Source organism: Pseudomonas sp. MBLB4136 (genome assembly GCF_051904765.1).
GTDB lineage: Bacteria > Pseudomonadota > Gammaproteobacteria > Pseudomonadales > Pseudomonadaceae > Aquipseudomonas.
Map to the genome: position 1 here is coordinate 2,149,680 of NZ_CP196713.1, position 15,745 is coordinate 2,165,424.

General features: G+C 66.4%; 14 protein-coding genes. 6 read left to right on the forward strand and 8 right to left on the reverse strand.

Annotated elements, in window-relative coordinates; genetic code table 11:
• Positions 1 to 94: 94 nt before the first annotated feature.
• A complete protein-coding gene (locus ACSX1D_RS09890) occupies positions 95 to 520 on the forward strand; it encodes a group II truncated hemoglobin (RefSeq protein WP_439862060.1) in 426 nt (141 codons plus the stop codon).
• 138 nt (positions 521 to 658) lie between these two features.
• On the opposite strand, the gene ACSX1D_RS09895 is transcribed toward ACSX1D_RS09890, so the two are convergent.
• Together ACSX1D_RS09895 and ACSX1D_RS09900 are read right to left on the reverse strand one after the other, a co-directional pair.
• On the reverse strand, positions 659 to 1,108 hold the full coding sequence (locus ACSX1D_RS09895) for a class I SAM-dependent methyltransferase (protein ID WP_439862299.1): 450 nt from the start codon (positions 1,106 to 1,108) through the stop codon (positions 659 to 661).
• Complete coding sequence (locus ACSX1D_RS09900) at positions 1,109 to 1,858, reverse strand: TIGR01458 family HAD-type hydrolase (protein ID WP_439862061.1); 750 nt, start codon at positions 1,856 to 1,858, stop codon at positions 1,109 to 1,111.
• A 231-nt stretch (positions 1,859 to 2,089) separates the two neighbouring features.
• On the opposite strand from ACSX1D_RS09900, the gene ACSX1D_RS09905 reads away from it, so the two are divergent.
• Together ACSX1D_RS09905 and ACSX1D_RS09910 are read left to right on the forward strand one after the other, a co-directional pair.
• Positions 2,090 to 2,521: a YciI family protein gene (locus ACSX1D_RS09905; protein ID WP_439862062.1), complete on the forward strand. Its 432-nt coding sequence runs from the start codon at positions 2,090 to 2,092 to the stop codon at positions 2,519 to 2,521.
• A gap of 3 nt (positions 2,522 to 2,524) precedes the next feature.
• Complete coding sequence (locus tag ACSX1D_RS09910) at positions 2,525 to 2,950, forward strand: VOC family protein (RefSeq protein WP_439862063.1); 426 nt, start codon at positions 2,525 to 2,527, stop codon at positions 2,948 to 2,950.
• 43 nt (positions 2,951 to 2,993) lie between these two features.
• Here ACSX1D_RS09910 and ggpS read toward each other — a convergent pair whose 3' ends face one another.
• The 6 genes from ggpS to phhA all read right to left on the reverse strand — a co-directional run bounded on the left by ggpS (position 2,994) and on the right by phhA (position 10,744).
• On the reverse strand, positions 2,994 to 5,255 hold the full coding sequence (ggpS, locus tag ACSX1D_RS09915) for a glucosylglycerol-phosphate synthase (RefSeq protein ID WP_439862064.1): 2,262 nt from the start codon (positions 5,253 to 5,255) through the stop codon (positions 2,994 to 2,996).
• 180 nt (positions 5,256 to 5,435) lie between these two features.
• Positions 5,436 to 6,701 carry an MFS transporter gene (locus tag ACSX1D_RS09920; protein ID WP_439862065.1) on the reverse strand — a complete coding sequence of 422 codons (1,266 nt, stop codon included), beginning with the start codon at positions 6,699 to 6,701 and terminating at the stop codon, positions 5,436 to 5,438.
• 165 nt (positions 6,702 to 6,866) lie between these two features.
• Positions 6,867 to 8,204, reverse strand: a complete 1,338-nt coding sequence (locus tag ACSX1D_RS09925; RefSeq protein ID WP_439862066.1) for a DUF2254 domain-containing protein — start codon at positions 8,202 to 8,204, stop codon at positions 6,867 to 6,869.
• Positions 8,205 to 8,303: 99 nt separating this feature from the next.
• A complete protein-coding gene (locus tag ACSX1D_RS09930; RefSeq protein WP_439862300.1) occupies positions 8,304 to 9,446 on the reverse strand; it encodes an amino acid aminotransferase in 1,143 nt (380 codons plus the stop codon).
• A gap of 50 nt (positions 9,447 to 9,496) precedes the next feature.
• Entirely contained in the window at positions 9,497 to 9,850 is a 354-nt protein-coding gene (locus ACSX1D_RS09935) for a 4a-hydroxytetrahydrobiopterin dehydratase (RefSeq protein ID WP_439862067.1), read from the reverse strand.
• 108 nt (positions 9,851 to 9,958) lie between these two features.
• Positions 9,959 to 10,744, reverse strand: coding sequence for a phenylalanine 4-monooxygenase (gene phhA, locus ACSX1D_RS09940; RefSeq protein ID WP_439862068.1), 786 nt, complete (start codon positions 10,742 to 10,744; stop codon positions 9,959 to 9,961).
• A gap of 255 nt (positions 10,745 to 10,999) precedes the next feature.
• On the opposite strand from phhA, the gene ACSX1D_RS09945 reads away from it, so the two are divergent.
• The 3 genes from ACSX1D_RS09945 to acs all read left to right on the forward strand — a co-directional run bounded on the left by ACSX1D_RS09945 (position 11,000) and on the right by acs (position 15,469).
• Complete coding sequence (locus ACSX1D_RS09945; protein ID WP_439862069.1) at positions 11,000 to 12,553, forward strand: sigma-54-dependent transcriptional regulator; 1,554 nt, start codon at positions 11,000 to 11,002, stop codon at positions 12,551 to 12,553.
• A gap of 102 nt (positions 12,554 to 12,655) precedes the next feature.
• Entirely contained in the window at positions 12,656 to 13,240 is a 585-nt protein-coding gene (locus tag ACSX1D_RS09950) for a hypothetical protein (protein ID WP_439862070.1), read from the forward strand.
• A gap of 273 nt (positions 13,241 to 13,513) precedes the next feature.
• The gene (gene acs / locus ACSX1D_RS09955) at positions 13,514 to 15,469 is read left to right on the forward strand and encodes an acetate--CoA ligase (protein WP_439862071.1); all 1,956 of its coding nucleotides are present in this window, start codon (positions 13,514 to 13,516) and stop codon (positions 15,467 to 15,469) included.
• Positions 15,470 to 15,745: the final 276 nt, after the last annotated feature.

A 15,745-nucleotide genomic window follows, 5' to 3' on the forward strand; every position in this document is an offset into this window, starting at 1 on the left:
GGCTCGACACAACCGCCCGGGCGGTCCATCCGTCCAGCGTTCCGCGTGTTGCCCGACTGACCGTACAATGCGCCTTTTGCACAGGGGGTGACTCGTGGCCAGTACGGCGCAATTTGGCGTAGAGGATGCTTCATACCAGGCGGCCGGTGGGATCGACGGGCTGCGGCGCCTGGTCGACGACTTCTACCGGATCATGGACGAGTCCAGCGCGGCGTCCGACATTCGCCGCATGCACCCGGCAAGCCTGGAGCAGGCGCGCGACAAGCTGGCCTGTTTCTTAAGCGGCTGGCTCGGCGGCCCGCGCCTGTTCCAGGAGAAGTACGGCGCCATTGCGATTCCCGCCTTCCATGCCCAGTGGCCGATCGATGAGGCCCACGCCGAGGCCTGGCTCGGCTGCATGGAGCAGGCCATCGCGCGGCAGCCGTATTCCCCGGCCTTCGCCGAGTACTTGCTGACCCAGCTGCGGGTGCCGGCGCAACGCATCGTCCAGGCCAGTCGCAATCGCCACAGCCCGCAGTAGTCTGTGCACCTGGGCGCGCCCTGTGGGGGCTGGGTCCGGCGCCCCGGCCGAGCAGTCGCTTCATGAGGTGACGAGGCCAGCGGCGTCGCTGTTCACGCCCTTGATTCCCTGGGCGTTCGCTCGGTAGGCGCGTGCCGATCAGGCCTTCCTCGCGACGATAAACACGGCCCTGTTTTTTTTTCCAGGTTGCCAGTGCCGTTCGATCGAAAAGCCGGCGCGGGTCAAGCTGTCGAGCAGCTGCTGCTGGCTGAAGGCGCTAAGTGACGGCAGCAGGCCCAGCCATGCGCCCATCGATACGAGGCACTTCATGGCTTTCAACTTCAGCGAATCACCGAGACACATGGTGCTGCTGATGAAGACGCCGCCCGGCTTGAGCATTTGCTCGACCCGGCCGATGGCCTCGTCCCAATCGTCCAGCAGATGCAGGATATTGAGTCCAAGCACCGCGTCCAGGCTCTGCGCGGGCACCGCGAGTTTGTTGAGAGTGGCCTTACTAGAGGTGATAGTGCCGATAGCGCGCTCGGCCGCCTTTTCCTGAGCGATTGCGGTCGCGGCTGACGCAGGCAGGGCCTTTCCGGGCCCGAGTATTCAGCAGTAGCGGCGCAGCGCATCGGCCAGATCCTTGGCCAGCAGGGCGTCGGGGGCCCGGGCTTGGTCGCCGGCGCGGTACTTGCCGGTCTGCACCAGGCAGGCCTGCAGGCCGGCGCGCTGCGCGCCCAGCACGTCGCTCTCGACATCGTCGCCGATCATCAGCGCCTGCCCGGCCGCCACGCCGAGCTCCTCCAGGGCCCCGGCAAAGAAAGCCGGCGAGGGTTTGCCTAGCACCTTGGCCTGCACCCCGGCGGCGTACTCCAGGGCGCGGACGAAGGGCCCAGCGTCCAGGCGCAGTGCGCCCTGGTAGCGAAAGTAGCGGTTGTCGCCCATGGCCAGCAGCGGCGCGCCGTCCAGCAGCAGGTGGAAGGCCCGCTCCAGGTGGGCGTAGTCGAAGCGCTCGGCGGCATCGCCGATGACCACCGCATTGGGCGCCGGCAGTTCCAGCAGGTCGGCGAATTCGGCTTCTAGGTTGCGGTGGATCAGGCAGTAGGGGCGCAGGCCATGCGCCTGCAGGTAGTGACGCATGGCGCGCGGTGCGCTGTAGATCTGCTCGGGCTGCAGGGCATAACCCATGGCGAGGAGCTGGCGATGGATCTCGGCGGCGGTCAGGCGCGAGGTGTTGGTCACGAGGCGCAGCGGGTAGCCCTTGGCCTGCAGGGCCCGGACCGCCTTCACCGAGCCGGGTATCGCCTGGGTGTCCTGGTAGAGCACGCCGCTGATATCGAGCAGCACCGCCTGTGGCATCGGCCTATTCTCTCGCTGGTATCGGTCCTGGCGCGTCAGCGCCTTCTACAGCGATAGCACAGCTTGTCCGCGGCTGCCCTCTGCGCGCGCCCGCGGGGAGTGGTCTAGGGTTGCTGACTCGCCGGTGGAAAACGGCCAGCCGCTTGCCTCGATCGACTGCGGGGCAGGGCAACCAGGCGACAGGTGAGCGCCGGGCTGGTTCTCCCCAACAACCCGATGAGGAGACACGACATGCGTTTTATGGTGATGGTCAAGGCCACAGCCGATTCCGAAGCCGGTGTGATGCCCAGCGAAGAATTGCTGGCCGCCATGGGGCGTTACAACGAGGAGTTGGTCGAGGCGGGGGTGTTGCAGGCCGGCGAAGGTCTGCACCCCAGCAGCCGGGGCGCGCGGCTGCGGTTTGCCGGTAGCCAGCGCAGCGTGGTGCAAGGCCCCTTTCCGGAAACCCGGGAGCTGATCGCCGGATTCTGGATCTTTCAGGTGGAGTCCTTGCAGGCCTGCATCGACTGGGTCAAGCGTTGCCCCAACCCCATGCCGGGTGACTCGGAGATCGAGATTCGTCAGTTGTTCGAGGCCGAGGACTTCGGTGAGGCACTCACGCCAGAGTTGCGCGAGCAGGAAGAACGCCTGCGCGCGCACCGAACACCAACCGCGAGGAAATAAAGGATGAAGATCAATAGCTATCTGTCGTTCGACGGCCAGTGCGAGGCCGCCTTCAGGTTCTACGCCGAGTGCCTGGACGGCAAGCTGGACACCCTGATGCGCTACGGTGAAAGCCCCATGGCCAAGGACGTTCCGACGCAGTTCCATGAGCGCATCATCCATGCCAGCCTGAAGCTCGATGAGCAGGTGTTGATGGGCTCGGACAGCATTCCGCTGCAATGCCCTTACGAGGGGATCAAGGGCTGTTCGGTCTGCCTGCAGGTGGACAACGTACCCCAGGCGGAGCGCCTGTACGCCGCCCTGTCGGCAGGAGGGGCGGTGCAGATGGAGCTGCAGGCGACCTTCTGGGCCGCGCGCTTCGCCATGTTCACCGACCGTTTCGGCGTACCGTGGATGATCGACTGCGAGGTAGACAGCCAGATGGGCTGAGCCGTCCAGCGGGTGCCCCATCAGGCACCCGCTGGCCTTGGCCCTAGACGGCCAGCAAGGCCTCGCGCTCGGGCAGTGGCTCTTCGGCCACCCCGGCGAGGAACTCGTCGCCCCAGCGGCGGATGTCGTTGTAGCTGACGATATCGAACAGCTGGCGCAGGCGCGCCTGGGCCTCGGCCTTGGGCAGGTTCAGCGCCAGGTAGCAGCTCTGCACCAGGTCAGCCGGGTCGTGCGGATTGGTCAGCAGGGCACCCTTGAGTTCGGCGGCGGCGCCGGCGAACTCGGAGAGCACCAGTACGCCGCTGCCACCGAGCAGGCCCTGGGCGGCGACGAACTCCTTGGCCACCAGGTTGAGGCCGTCGCGCAGCGGGGTGATCCACATGACGTCGGCCATGGCGTACCAGGCGCTGACCTCCTCGAACGGCAGGCTGCGGAAGAAGAACTGCAGCGGCGTCCAGCCGATGCGGGCGAAGCGCCCGTTGATCCGCCCGACGGCCTGCTCGATCTGCCCCTGCAGCTCGTCGTAGATGGTCATTTCCTTGGCCGCCGGCACGCAGACGGTGACCAGGGTGACCTTGCCGAGCAGCTCCGGGTTTTCCGCCAGCAGGCGTTCGTAGGCGTTGAGCTTCTCCAGGATGCCCTTGGTGTAATCCAGGCGCTCCACCGACAGGATCAGCTTCACCCCGGACAGCTCCTCGCGCAGGCGGGCCATCATGTCGAGGATCTTCGGGTTGTCCAGGGCGCTGCGGACCCGGTCGATGTCCAGGCCGACCGGATGGGCGCCCAGCTTGACCACCCGGCTGCCGGTATCCACGGCGGTGGTCATGCGTTCCAGGCCGACCGCGCAGCCATAAGTGATGAAGCGCGGCGCGCAGTTCTGCCGGCTGACCGTCTGCAGCGGCGTGACGCCGCGGGCCACGTCGACGAAGTTCTCCACCTGGCGCGGGATATGGAAGCCCACGTAGTCGCACTGCAGCAGGCTGCCGATGATCTGCCGGCGCCACGGCAGCACGTTGAACACGTCCGCCGAGGGGAAGTAGGTGTGGTGGAAGAAGGCGATGCGCAGGTCCGGGCGCAACTCGCGCAGGTAGGCCGGGACCATCCACAGGTTGTAGTCGTGCAGCCACACGGTGGCGCCTTCGGCGGCCTCCAGGGCGGTGCGCTCGGCGAAGGCGCGGTTGACCTTGCAGAACACCTGCCAGTCGTCCTCGTTGAAGGTGGCGCGCTCCCAGAAGGTGTGCAGGGTCGGCCAGAAGGCTTCCTTGGAGAAGCGCTTGTAGAAGACGTCGACATCCGCCTTGCTCAGCTTGACCCGCGCGGCGGTGAGCTTGGGGTAGCGCTCGGCATCCACGGGGGTATGGGTATCGAAGGGCTCATCGTCGTCCTCGTGCACCGCCCAGGCGATCCAGGAGCCCGGCCGGCCGTCGCCGAAGAAACTCAGCAGGGTGGGGATGATGCCGTTCGGCGAGGTCGGACGGCGACGCTGCAGCTTGCCGTCGGCGCCGCGATGCTCCTCGTAGGGCAGGCGGTGGTAGACCATCACCAGCTCGGCGTTGCCGGGCTGGGCGGCCTTGCGGCGTTCGGCGGCGATGCCGTGTTCGCCGAGGAAACCGAAGTGGGCGAAGGCCTCGAGGATGCCGCCGCAGCCTGGGCGCTCGGCGTGCAGGGTGAGCGAGTGCTGGGCGGTGGCTTCGAGCAGGCCCCGTTCCGACTGGCCGACGCAGACGCCCTTGAACGGGCCGCTGAGCATGGACAGGTCGTTGAGGGTGTCGCCGGCCGCCAGCACCTGGTCGTCCTCCAGCTCCAGCCAGTCGGCCAGGGCCTTGAGGCTGCTGCCCTTGTTCACCCCCTGGGGCAGGAAGTCGAGGTAGCGTTCGGCGGAATACAGCAGGTCGCAGCCCAGGGCCTGTGCGGCCTCGAGCAGGGCCGGGTTGGCGGCCTGTTCCGGCGTGCAGAAGTAGGAGCAGCGGCGGGCCTGGGGCACGTCCTGGCGCTCCAGCTCGAAGCCCTCGATGGCGCTGGCGACCTGGCTCTCGCCGGGCCACAGGGCATCCACCGCGCTCTGCAGCGGCTGGATCGGCTGCAGCGTATCGCCGTGCACCAGGCTGGCGCCGACGTCGGCGATGATGAAGTCCGGCTGCGGCAGCGTCGGGTCCGCCAGCAGCGGCAGCACCGCTTCCAGGCTACGCCCGGTGACGTAGGCCAGGCGGATGTCCGGGTGGGCGGCGATGGTCTGGTAGAGGCTCAGGCGATCCTCGGGATCGCCGGCGAGAAAGGTTCCATCGAGATCGGTAGCAAGTAGCATGCGCTGTCTCCCTGTCCATAAGTGGGTGCAGTTGACGCGCCGACGTGGGCCGACGAGCTATGAGCCTGGTGATGCATTGCTGCGCGATTGTTGCGCGGCAGGCATCGGGCTCTGCGTGTTGGGCAGTCGCGCCTGGGAAGGCGGCTGCCGGGTTTGTCGCAGACGCTGGCGAACCGGCGCCTACGGAGATTCGGCCAAGGGCTCCTCGGCCTGCGGCTCGGCGTCCGCCGCTGGCGCGTCGGGCATCAGCTCGAGCACCGTATGGCTGGTACGCAGCATCGGCACGAAGTGCGCGTGCTCGCCGCTGACCAGGTCACTGACGTGACGCAGGCGATAGAGGGTGTAGGCGGCCAGCAGGGCCAGCACCGCGGCGAAGAACAGCGGCAGCGCCTGGGCGCCGAGCTGCTGCATCAGCAGCCCGGCGAGCAATGGCCCGCAGACCGATCCGATGCCGTTGACCATCAGCAGGCTGCTGGAGCCGGCAAGAATTTCATCGCTGTGCAGTTGGTCGATCAGCTGCGCGACGGCCACCGGGTAGATGGCAAAGGACAGGCCGCCAAACAGGAAGATCAGCCCGAGCAAGGGCCGACCGGCCGGCAGCAGGCTCATCAGCAGGGCCACCAGTACCGCCAGGATCACCACCCAGAGCAGCACCAGGCGGCGGTCGTGCTTGTCCGAGTAGAGCCCGATCGGCCACTGCAGCAGGGCGCCGCCGAGGATCGCGCTGCTCATCAGCAGGCCCACGCCGCTGGCATCGAAGCCGCTCAGGCTGGCGTATACCGGCGCCATGCCCCAGAAGGCGCCGAGGGCGAGGCCGGACAGGCCGGCGGCGGCGATCGACAACGGGGCGATGCCGAGCAGCTGACGCAGGTTGGTGTGCAGGGTATCCGGCACGCTGGGCTGGCCCTGGCGGGTCAGGGTGATGGGCATCAGCGCGGCGCTGATCAGCATCGCCGCCAGGGCGAACAGCATGAACTCGCCGGGTTCGGCCAGGCCGAGCAACTGCTGGGCGGCCGCAAGGGCGCCGAGGTTGACCGCCATGTAGATGGCGAACACCTGGCCGCGCTTGTCGGCGGGGGCCTGGGCGTTCAGCCAGCTCTCGATGACCATGTACAGGCTGACCAGGGCCAGGCCATAGAGCACGCGCAGGCCCAGCCAGACCCAGGGATCGACCAGCAGCACATGGAGCAGGGCGGTGATGGCGGCGAGCGCTGCGCAAAAGGCGAACGCACGGATGTGCCCAACGCGGCGCACCAGCGGAATCGCCAGCCAGGTGCCGAGGAGAAAGCCGACGAAGTACCCGGACATGATCAGTCCGAGCATTGCGGTGGAGTAGCCTTCGGCGACACCACGCAGCGTCAGTAGGGTATTGAGCAGGCCATTGCCGAGCAGGAGTAACGCGACCCCGCTCAGCAACGAACTGATAGGGGCAATTTGAGACCACATGGCGGACTACCCTAGGGAAGTAAGTCCTCGATAGCAAGCATGAATCGCGCCAGCGACCGCCGGGCGTGTTATGTAAGCTATTGTTTTATATCGAAAAAATAACTGACAAAAGGCGTTTTGGTTTATTTTTAGGCCGCTCGTGCACCGCTATGGTGCGCGCATGCCTCAGTCATTCTCGATTTTCAGCGGTTTCAATGCAGGCGGCGACAGCGGCGCCGCCTGGTTGAAGCGTTCGATCATGCCGTTGATTTCTTCGCGGTCGCGGCGGTTGCGGATATGCACCGCCGCGGTCTCCACGACGCTGCGCGCGTGGCGTACCAGGTCCGCCTGGTGGTGGGCGCGGGGCTGCTGGTAGAGCAGGTTCTTGAAGGCCTGCAGCAGGCTGGTCAGGACTTGGGGGTCGCAGCTGCCGTAGGTCCTGAGCGGGCCGAAGATCAGTTGCAGCAGCTGGTCCAGCGACAGCTCGAAGAAGAACAGCCGCGGCGGCCCGTCCGGCAGCGGCGATACGTCCAGGTCGGGCAGCTCCATGCGCTTGCTGAACAGCACGGCGAGCATGTCGATGGCGGTGATGGCGGTGCCCGGGTCGTTGATCCCGGGGCTCAGGGCCTTAACCGCGATCTCGGAAATATGCTTGCAGCCGAACACGTAGTGGGAGCTGGCGTACTGCTCGACGAAGAAGTCGAAGCAGTCGCGCAACTGCTCGCTGAGCGCCTCGTCGACCTCGCGGTCCAGCTTGAACAGCGGGTGCCCGGCCATGACGAAGAACCCTCGATGGATCAACACCACCATGCGCAGGTCGTTGTCGACCAGCAGTTCATTGAGGGCACTGGTATTGAGTTCCTTGAAGTAGCCGCTGCGCCGGGCGTCGACCGTGGCCCAGCCCTCGTCGGCCGGCCAGGACGGCGAGTCCTGGCACTCGAGCAGCTTCCTGGTGTTGCTGTCGAGTTTCTCCAGGGTCGTGACGTAGAGGTTGTTGAGGATGTGTTCGACCTGAATGGACAGCGAGATCGAGCGGATGAAGTCGACGAACAGTCCCAGGCAGGCGATGCCCAGGCCCAGGGTCACCAGGACGCCCAGGCTCGGGACGCGCTCGCTGTTGCCCTGCTCGATGGTGGTGATCAGCAGCAGCGCGTAGACGATGGTGCCGAGGTAGAAACCCAGGGTCTTCTGGTGCCCCTTGCTGCTGATCAGCCCCGGCACGACCCGCGGCGAGAGCGCCGCGGAGGCGTTGTTGAGCACCACCATGACCATCGAGAAGCTGAACACCATCAGCGACATCACCCCGCCCACCAGGGTGCCGAGGATCAGCCGCGCGTTGTCGGCATTGCGCACCAGGCCGATGTCCAGATGGGCCTTGAGGGCCATCAGCCAGGGCTGGTACTCGATGGCGATGTTCAGCAGCCCGGCCAGCAGGAAGCCCAGGGAGATCAGCGTCGGATAGAACGCCAGGCTGTGGATGGTGCGCAGATAGATGCGAAACAGCAGGTTGGCTGGCTGGACCACGGGACTTTCCGCTTCGGCGAGGACAATGCCTCGAAGAATAGTCGAGCTCCGGGCCGCGCCTGGACCAGCCGGCGCGCGGCCGGCTGGTCCAGGGTTGCCTCAGGCGCAGACGGTGGCGATGGCGGCGGCCAGTTGTTCCAGGCGGCGGGCATCCAGGCCGGCGACATTGGCCCGACCCGAGCCGACCATGTACACGCTGAACTCGTCGCGCAGGCGCTGCACCTGCCGGGGCGACAGGCCGGTGTAGGAGAACATCCCGCGCTGTTCGGCGATGTGGGCGAAGCGCTCGGCCAGGCCGTGGGGGCGCAGGGCATCGACCAGGCCCTGGCGCAGGCCGGCGACGCGCTGGCGCATGGCGTCCAGCTCCTCCTGCCACAGCGCCCTGAGTGCCTCGTCGTCGAGGATGCTGGCGACCACCGCCGCGCCGTGGGCCGGTGGCGTGGACCACAGGTTGCGGGCGATATAGGCCAGCTGGCTGCGCACATCCAGGAGCTTCTCCGCGTCCGCCGCGCAGACCAGCAGGGCGCCGGTGCGTTCGCGGTAGAGGCCGAAGTTCTTCGAGCAGGAGCTGGTGATCAGCAGTTCCGGCAGGGCCTCGGCGAACAGGCGTACGGCCCAGGCGTCCTGTTCCAGGCCGGCGCCGAAGCCCTGGTAGGCGAAGTCGATCAGCGGCAGCAGCTCGCGGGCCTTGACCACCTCCAGCACCCGGCGCCAGTCGTCCTGGCTCAGGTCGAAACCGGTGGGGTTGTGGCAGCAGGCGTGCAGCAGCACCACATCGCCCTGGGGCAGGCGGCCGAGCACCTCGAGCATCGCCTCGACATCCAGGCGGTTGTCCGCGCCGACGTAGGGGTAGTGGCCGACGCGCAGGCCGGCTTCGGCGAACAGGCTCTCGTGGATCGGCCAGGTCGGATCACTCAGCCAGATGCCACGGCCGGGCAGGCAGTGGCCGATGAAGTCGGCCGCCAGGCGCAGGGCGCCGGTGCCACCGGGCGTCTGGCTGGCGGCGGCGCGGCCCTCGGCGAGCGCCGGGCTGGCGGCGCCGAGCACCAGTTCGGCCAGGCGCGTGGTGAACAGCACATCGCCATGACCGCCGATATAGCTCTTGGTGGTCTCGCGTTCGACCAGGCGCTGCTCGGCCAGCTTCACCGCCTGGGGGATGGGCGTCAGGCCCTGGGCGTCCTTGTACACGCCGACACCCAGGTCGAGCTTGGCCGGATTGCCGTCGGCGCGGAAGGCTTCCATCAGCCCCAGAATGGGGTCGCCGGGGACCCGCGCGATCGGGCCGAATTGCCTCACTTGCGGCCCTCCGCGTTGCTTGCCACCTGGTCGGTGCGCGCGGCCATGATGAAGTCGTTGCGATGCAGGCCGCGGGCTTCGTGGCTCCACCAGGTCACGGTGACCTTGCCCCATTCGGTGAGCAGCGCGGGATGATGGCCTTCCTCCTCGGCGATCGCACCGACGGCGTTGCTGAAGGCCAGGGCGTGGCGGAAGTTCTTGAACAGGAAGACCTTCTCCAGCTCCATGTGATCGCCGCGGGTTTCGATGTTCCAGTCGGGGATCTGCTTGATCAGCTCGGCCAGCTCCTCGTCGGATACCAGCGGGGCGCCGGCGCGGCAGGCTTCGCAGTGGGCTTGGGCAAGGCTCATGGGGATTCTCCTGAAGATGGGGGGGGCGTAGGGTGGACAACGGCCCTCGGCCTTGTCCACCTGGACAGGGTGATGGTGGATAAGCCGCCGTAGGCGGCGTTATCCACCCTACGCCGCTTTGGGCGGGAATTTGGGGGCGTGCAGGCCCATCTGCATGGCCCGGTGGACCAGCGCCATGATGTCCTCGTGGGCCAGCTCGAACAGGCGCTTGAGCTCCGGGAGGACGAAGTACAGCGGCTGCAGGATGTCGATGCGGTACGGCGTGCGCATCGCCTCCAGGGCGTCGAAGGGCTGGTGCTCGGGCTCATCGGACAGGCAGTAAACGGTTTCCTTGGGTGAGGAGAGAATTCCGCCGCCGTAGATCTTGCGCCCCTGACTGGTATCGACCAGGCCGAACTCGATGGTCATCCAGTACAGCCGCGCCAGGTACACCCGCTCTTCCTTGCTGGCCTTGAGGCCGAGCTTGCCGTAGGTGTGGGTGAATTCGGCGAACCAGGGGTTGGTCAACAGCGGGCAGTGGCCGAAGATCTCGTGGAAGATGTCCGGTTCCTGCAGGTAGTCCAGCTCTTCCGGGGTGCGGATGAAGGTGGCCACCGGGAATTGCTGGCTGGCCAGCAGCTCGAAGAAGGTCTGGAAGGGGATCAGCGCCGGCACGCGGGCGACCCGCCAGCCGGTGGCTGCCAGCAGCACCTTGTTGATCTCGTCGAGCTGGGGGATGCGATCGAGCGGCAGGCCGAGCTGGTCGATGCCGTCCAGGTACTCCTGGCAGGCGCGCCCTTCGACTACCTTGAGCTGCCGGGTGATCAGGGTGTTCCACACCTGATGCTCGGCGTCGCCGTAGTGGATGAAGCCGCTTTCGTCCGGTTTGCGGGCCACGTACTGCGTGGATTTCATCGCTGCCTCCTGAGGGGGCCTTGTTGTTGTGTTGGACTATGGATATCCCAGGATGTGCAATTGCGCAGCTGCCTCCGTGGCGCCAGAGGCAGATTGTGCTCGTTTTTTTGTAAAGAATAGATTACGAGGTCGGCGACCTGGCTCGCTGTCTTCTTGCTGTCGGCTATCCCTGTCACATATTCTTGACGAAAATTAAGGCTAAGCGCGCTTTTTCAGGGCCTTCAGCCGTCCAGAACGCCGTCTTCGGGGCCCCTCATGCGTATCAAAGTCCACTGCCAGAACCGTATCGGCATCCTGCGCGACATCCTCAATCTGCTGGTCGAGTACGGCATCAACGTGGCCCGCGGCGAGGTCGGCGGTGAGCAGGGCAATGCCATCTACCTGCACTGCCCGAACCTGATCAACCTGCAGTTCCAGTCGCTGCGCGCCAAGTTCGAGGCGATTCCCGGGGTCTTTGGCGTCAAGCGCGTCGGCCTGATGCCCAGCGAGCGCCGCCACCTGGAGCTCAATGCGCTGCTCGGTGCCCTGGACTTTCCGGTGCTGTCGATCGACATGGGTGGCTCGATAGTCGCCGCCAACCGCGCCGCCGCGCAGCTGCTCGGCGTGCGGGTGGACGAGGTGCCGGGGATTCCGCTGTCGCGCTATGCCGAGGATTTCGACCTACCCGAACTGGTGCGGGCCAACAAGTCGCGGATCAACGGCCTGCGGGTCAAGGTCAAGGGCGACGTGTTCCTCGCCGATATCGCGCCGCTGCAGACCGAGCACGACGAGAGCGATGCACTGGCCGGGGCGGTGCTGACCCTGCATCGCGCCGATCGCATCGGCGAGCGCATCTACCATGTGCGCAAGCAGGAGCTGCGCGGCTTCGACAGCATCTTCCAGAGCTCCAGGGTGATGGCCGCGGTGGTGCGCGAGGCGCGGCGCATGGCGCCGCTGGATGCACCGCTGCTGATCGAGGGCGAGACCGGCACCGGTAAGGAGCTGCTGGCCCGGGCCTGCCACCTGGCCAGCCCGCGTGGCCAGTCGCCGTTCATGGCGCTCAATTGCGCCGGGTTGCCGGAGTCGATGGCCGAGACCGAGCTGTTCGGCTATGGCCCCGGCGCATTCGAGGGGGCGAGGCCGGAGGGCAAGCTCGGCCTGCTCGAGCTGACGGCCGGCGGCACCCTGTTTCTCGACGGTGTCGGCGAGATGAGCCCGCGCCTGCAGGCCAAGCTGCTGCGCTTCCTGCAGGACGGTTGCTTCCGCCGGGTCGGCAGCGACGAGGAGGTGTACCTCGACGTGCGGGTGGTCTGCGCCACCCAGGTCGACCTGTCCGAGCTGTGCGCCCGCGGCGAGTTTCGCCAGGACCTCTATCACCGGCTCAACGTGCTCAGCCTGCATATTCCGCCATTGCGCGAGTGCCTGGATGGCCTGGCGCCACTGGTCGAGCACTTCCTCGACCAGGCGAGCCGACAGATCGGCTGCCCGCTGCCCAGGCTGGCGCCCCAGGTGCTGGACAAGCTCGACCACTACCACTGGCCGGGCAACGTGCGCCAGCTGGAGAACGTGCTGTTCCAGGCCGTGTCGCTGTGCGAAGGCGGCACGGTCAAGGTCGAACACATCCGCCTGCCGGACTATGGCGCCCCTCAGCCGCTGGGGGACTTCTCCCTGGAGGGCGGCCTGGACGCCATCCTCGGGCGGTTTGAGAAGGCCGTGCTGGAGCGCCTGTACCAGGATCACCCGAGCAGCCGGCAGTTGGGCAAGCGTCTCGGTGTCTCGCACACCACCATCGCCAACAAGTTGCGCCAGCATGGTCTCGGCAAGGAATAGCGAGGTCGCAAATCGGTTTGTTGATGCGAATGCGAACAGGTAGCATTAGCCTTCATTTTTTGGGTGCATGGAGTGCAGCCTCGACAACAAGAAGGTGAAACCATGCTGAAAACGCTCCTCGTCTACGCCCATCTGCTCGCCACCTGCGTAGCCCTCGGCACCCTGCTGCAAACCGATCACAAGCTCTGGCGCTGGCGCAAGCTGGGCCTGGATCAGGCCCGGCGCGCCCAGCTGGCCGAAGTCCAGCAGGTAGTCAGCGTGGCGCTGCTGGCCCTGTGGCTGACCGGCCTGGCCCTGGTGACCGAGGGCTACCTGAGCGCCGGGGTCGACTATCTGCTCAATCAGAAACTCTGGGCCAAGGGCAGCGTGGTCGTGCTGCTGACCCTGAACGGGGTGCTGCTGCACCGCATCGGCTTTCCCCTGTTGCACCAGGGGCCTTTCGTCTGCTTGCCCGCGGCGGCGCGCCTGCGCCTTGGCCTGCTCGGCGCGCTGTCCATGAGCGCCTGGCTGTTCGCCGCCTTCCTCGGCGTGGCGCGGCCGTGGAACCAGGGCATCTCCTATCTGCAGGTGATGGCCACCTTCGTCGTGCTGTGGTCGTTGGCCAGCGCCGTGGCCAGCGTGGTGGTCAGCAGCCTCGGCGCTGGCGCCGAGGCGCCGCGCGACAGTGGGGCGGCAGAGTCCTGTTAGACCTTGGTGCAATGGCTCGTCCGGAGCCGCTGGCGGAGACTTTTGGCATCCGAACCCTGCGTGATTTGGATGCAGTACGCTTCCGTTCCCCGTAAGCCTTATGGGTAAGCGATCCCTCGCGGGATCGCTTTTTTTTGCCTGCGATTTGCCCGCCGGCGCTGGCTGCGACCAATGCAGTAGTGCGGTACTACGATGGTCGAATGGTCCGGCCCAGGGCGCGCGGGCTAAAAATGCAGCATTGAAGAACAACAACTACCCACCGAGGTGTAATCGATGAGTGCTGCGTCCCTGTATCCCGTGTGCCCCGAGGCGGCTGCCCGGTCCTTGACCGATGAGGCCACCTACAAAGCCATGTACCAGCAGTCGGTGAGCAACCCCGATGGTTTCTGGCGTGAACAGGCGCAGCGGCTCGACTGGATCAAGCCGTTCACCCGCGTCAAACAGACCTCCTTCGATGAGCACAATGTCGACATCAAGTGGTTTGCCGATGGCACCCTGAATGTCTCCCACAACTGCCTGGACCGGCATCTGGCCGAGCGTGGCGAGCAGGTGGCGATCATCTGGGAGGGCGACGATCCTGCCGAGCACAAGCACATCACCTACCGCCAGCTGCATGAGCAGGTGTGCCGCTTCGCCAACGCCCTGCGTGGCCAGGGCGTGCAGCGTGGCGACGTGGTGACCCTCTATATGCCGATGATTCCCGAGGCGGTGGTGGCGATGCTGGCGTGCACGCGCATCGGTGCCATCCATTCGGTGGTCTTCGGCGGCTTCTCTCCCGAGGCCCTGGCCGGGCGCATCGGCGATTGCGGCTCGAAGGTGGTGGTCACCGCTGACGAAGGCGTGCGCGGCGGCAAGCACACGCCACTCAAGGCCAATGTCGATGCAGCCCTGGGCGGCGCGGAAACGGCCAGCGTGGAGAAGGTCATCGTCTGCCGGCGCACTGGTGGCGAGATCGCCTGGAACCCCGGACGCGACCTCTGGTACGAGGAGCTGGTCGAGGTCGCCGGCAGTGACTGTCCTGCCGAGGAGATGGGCGCCGAGGACCCGCTGTTCATCCTCTACACCTCCGGCTCCACCGGCAAGCCCAAGGGTGTGCAGCACACCAGCGGTGGCTACCTGTTATACGCCGCGCTGACCCACGAGCGGGTGTTCGACTACAGGCCCGGTGACATCTACTGGTGCACCGCCGACGTCGGCTGGGTCACCGGCCACAGCTACATCGTCTACGGGCCGCTGGCCAATGGCGCGACCACCCTGCTGTTCGAGGGCGTGCCGAACTACCCGGACATCACCCGCATGGCGCAGGTCATCGACAAGCACCGGGTCAATATCCTCTACACCGCGCCGACCGCGATCCGCGCCATGATGGCCCAGGGAGATGCGGCGGTGCAGGGCACGGACGGCTCCAGCCTGCGCCTGCTCGGTTCGGTGGGCGAGCCGATCAATCCGGAAGCCTGGAACTGGTACCACACCACCATCGGCCAGGGCCGCTGCCCGATCGTCGACACCTGGTGGCAGACCGAGACCGGCGGCATCCTGATCAGCCCGCTGCCGGGCGCCACCGCGCTCAAGCCCGGCTCGGCGACCCTGCCGTTCTTCGGCGTGCAGCCGGCCCTGGTGGACAACGAAGGCCAACTGATCGAGGGCGCCGCCGAAGGCAACCTGGTGATCGTCGACTCCTGGCCGGGGCAGGCGCGCACCCTGTATGGCGACCACGGGCGCTTCGTCGACACCTACTTCAAGACCTTCAAGGGCATGTACTTCACCGGCGACGGCGCCCGTCGCGACGAGGACGGTTACTACTGGATCACCGGCCGGGTGGATGACGTGCTCAATGTCTCCGGGCACCGCATGGGCACCGCGGAGATCGAGAGCGCCCTGGTCGCGCACGCCAAGGTCGCCGAGGCGGCGGTCGTGGGCGTGCCTCACGACATCAAGGGGCAGGGCATCTATGTCTACGTGACCCTGAACCAGGGCGAGGAGCCCAGCGAGCAGCTGCGCCTGGAACTGAAGAACTGGGTGCGCAAGGAAATCGGCCCGATCGCCTCGCCGGATGTGATCCAGTGGGCCCCGGGCCTGCCGAAGACCCGCTCGGGCAAGATCATGCGGCGTATCCTGCGCAAGATCGCCACCGCCGAGTACGATGCCCTCGGCGATATTTCCACCCTGGCCGACCCGGGCGTGGTGCAGCACCTCATCGATACCCATCGCAGCATGCAGGCCGCCTGACCGGAGCCTGACAACGACGCCCCGCCCCGGCTGCAAGCCGCGGCGGGGCGTTGTGCTTTCTGCGGTCTGCTCGACGGCCGCGCTGGGCGCAGCAGCGGTAACGCTTTGCCCAGGCTGCTGGGGCGAACGGAAACGTTTTGTCTGGAATTTGCCTGTTCGGCTGGCGCCCGGCGCAAGGCAGGGATGCGCCAGGCCTGATGGTTATTGGTCTAGGTATATTTGGGCGCATTTCTTGCTTTGTTCATTGGTTCTCTCTTCTTCTGGTCTCTGCACGTT

Coding starts and splice junctions, on each gene's coding strand:
- ACSX1D_RS09900 (WP_439862061.1), bottom strand. CDS start 1,858: ATGCCACAGGCGGTGCTGCTCGATATCAGCGGCGTGCTCTACCAGGAC.
- ACSX1D_RS09905 (WP_439862062.1), top strand. CDS start 2,090: ATGCGTTTTATGGTGATGGTCAAGGCCACAGCCGATTCCGAAGCCGGT.
- ACSX1D_RS09910 (WP_439862063.1), top strand. CDS start 2,525: ATGAAGATCAATAGCTATCTGTCGTTCGACGGCCAGTGCGAGGCCGCC.
- ggpS (WP_439862064.1), bottom strand. CDS start 5,255: ATGCTACTTGCTACCGATCTCGATGGAACCTTTCTCGCCGGCGATCCC.
- ACSX1D_RS09920 (WP_439862065.1), bottom strand. CDS start 6,701: ATGTGGTCTCAAATTGCCCCTATCAGTTCGTTGCTGAGCGGGGTCGCG.
- ACSX1D_RS09930 (WP_439862300.1), bottom strand. CDS start 9,446: ATGGAAGCCTTCCGCGCCGACGGCAATCCGGCCAAGCTCGACCTGGGT.
- ACSX1D_RS09935 (WP_439862067.1), bottom strand. CDS start 9,850: ATGAGCCTTGCCCAAGCCCACTGCGAAGCCTGCCGCGCCGGCGCCCCG.
- phhA (WP_439862068.1), bottom strand. CDS start 10,744: ATGAAATCCACGCAGTACGTGGCCCGCAAACCGGACGAAAGCGGCTTC.
- ACSX1D_RS09945 (WP_439862069.1), top strand. CDS start 11,000: ATGCGTATCAAAGTCCACTGCCAGAACCGTATCGGCATCCTGCGCGAC.
- ACSX1D_RS09950 (WP_439862070.1), top strand. CDS start 12,656: ATGCTGAAAACGCTCCTCGTCTACGCCCATCTGCTCGCCACCTGCGTA.
- acs (WP_439862071.1), top strand. CDS start 13,514: ATGAGTGCTGCGTCCCTGTATCCCGTGTGCCCCGAGGCGGCTGCCCGG.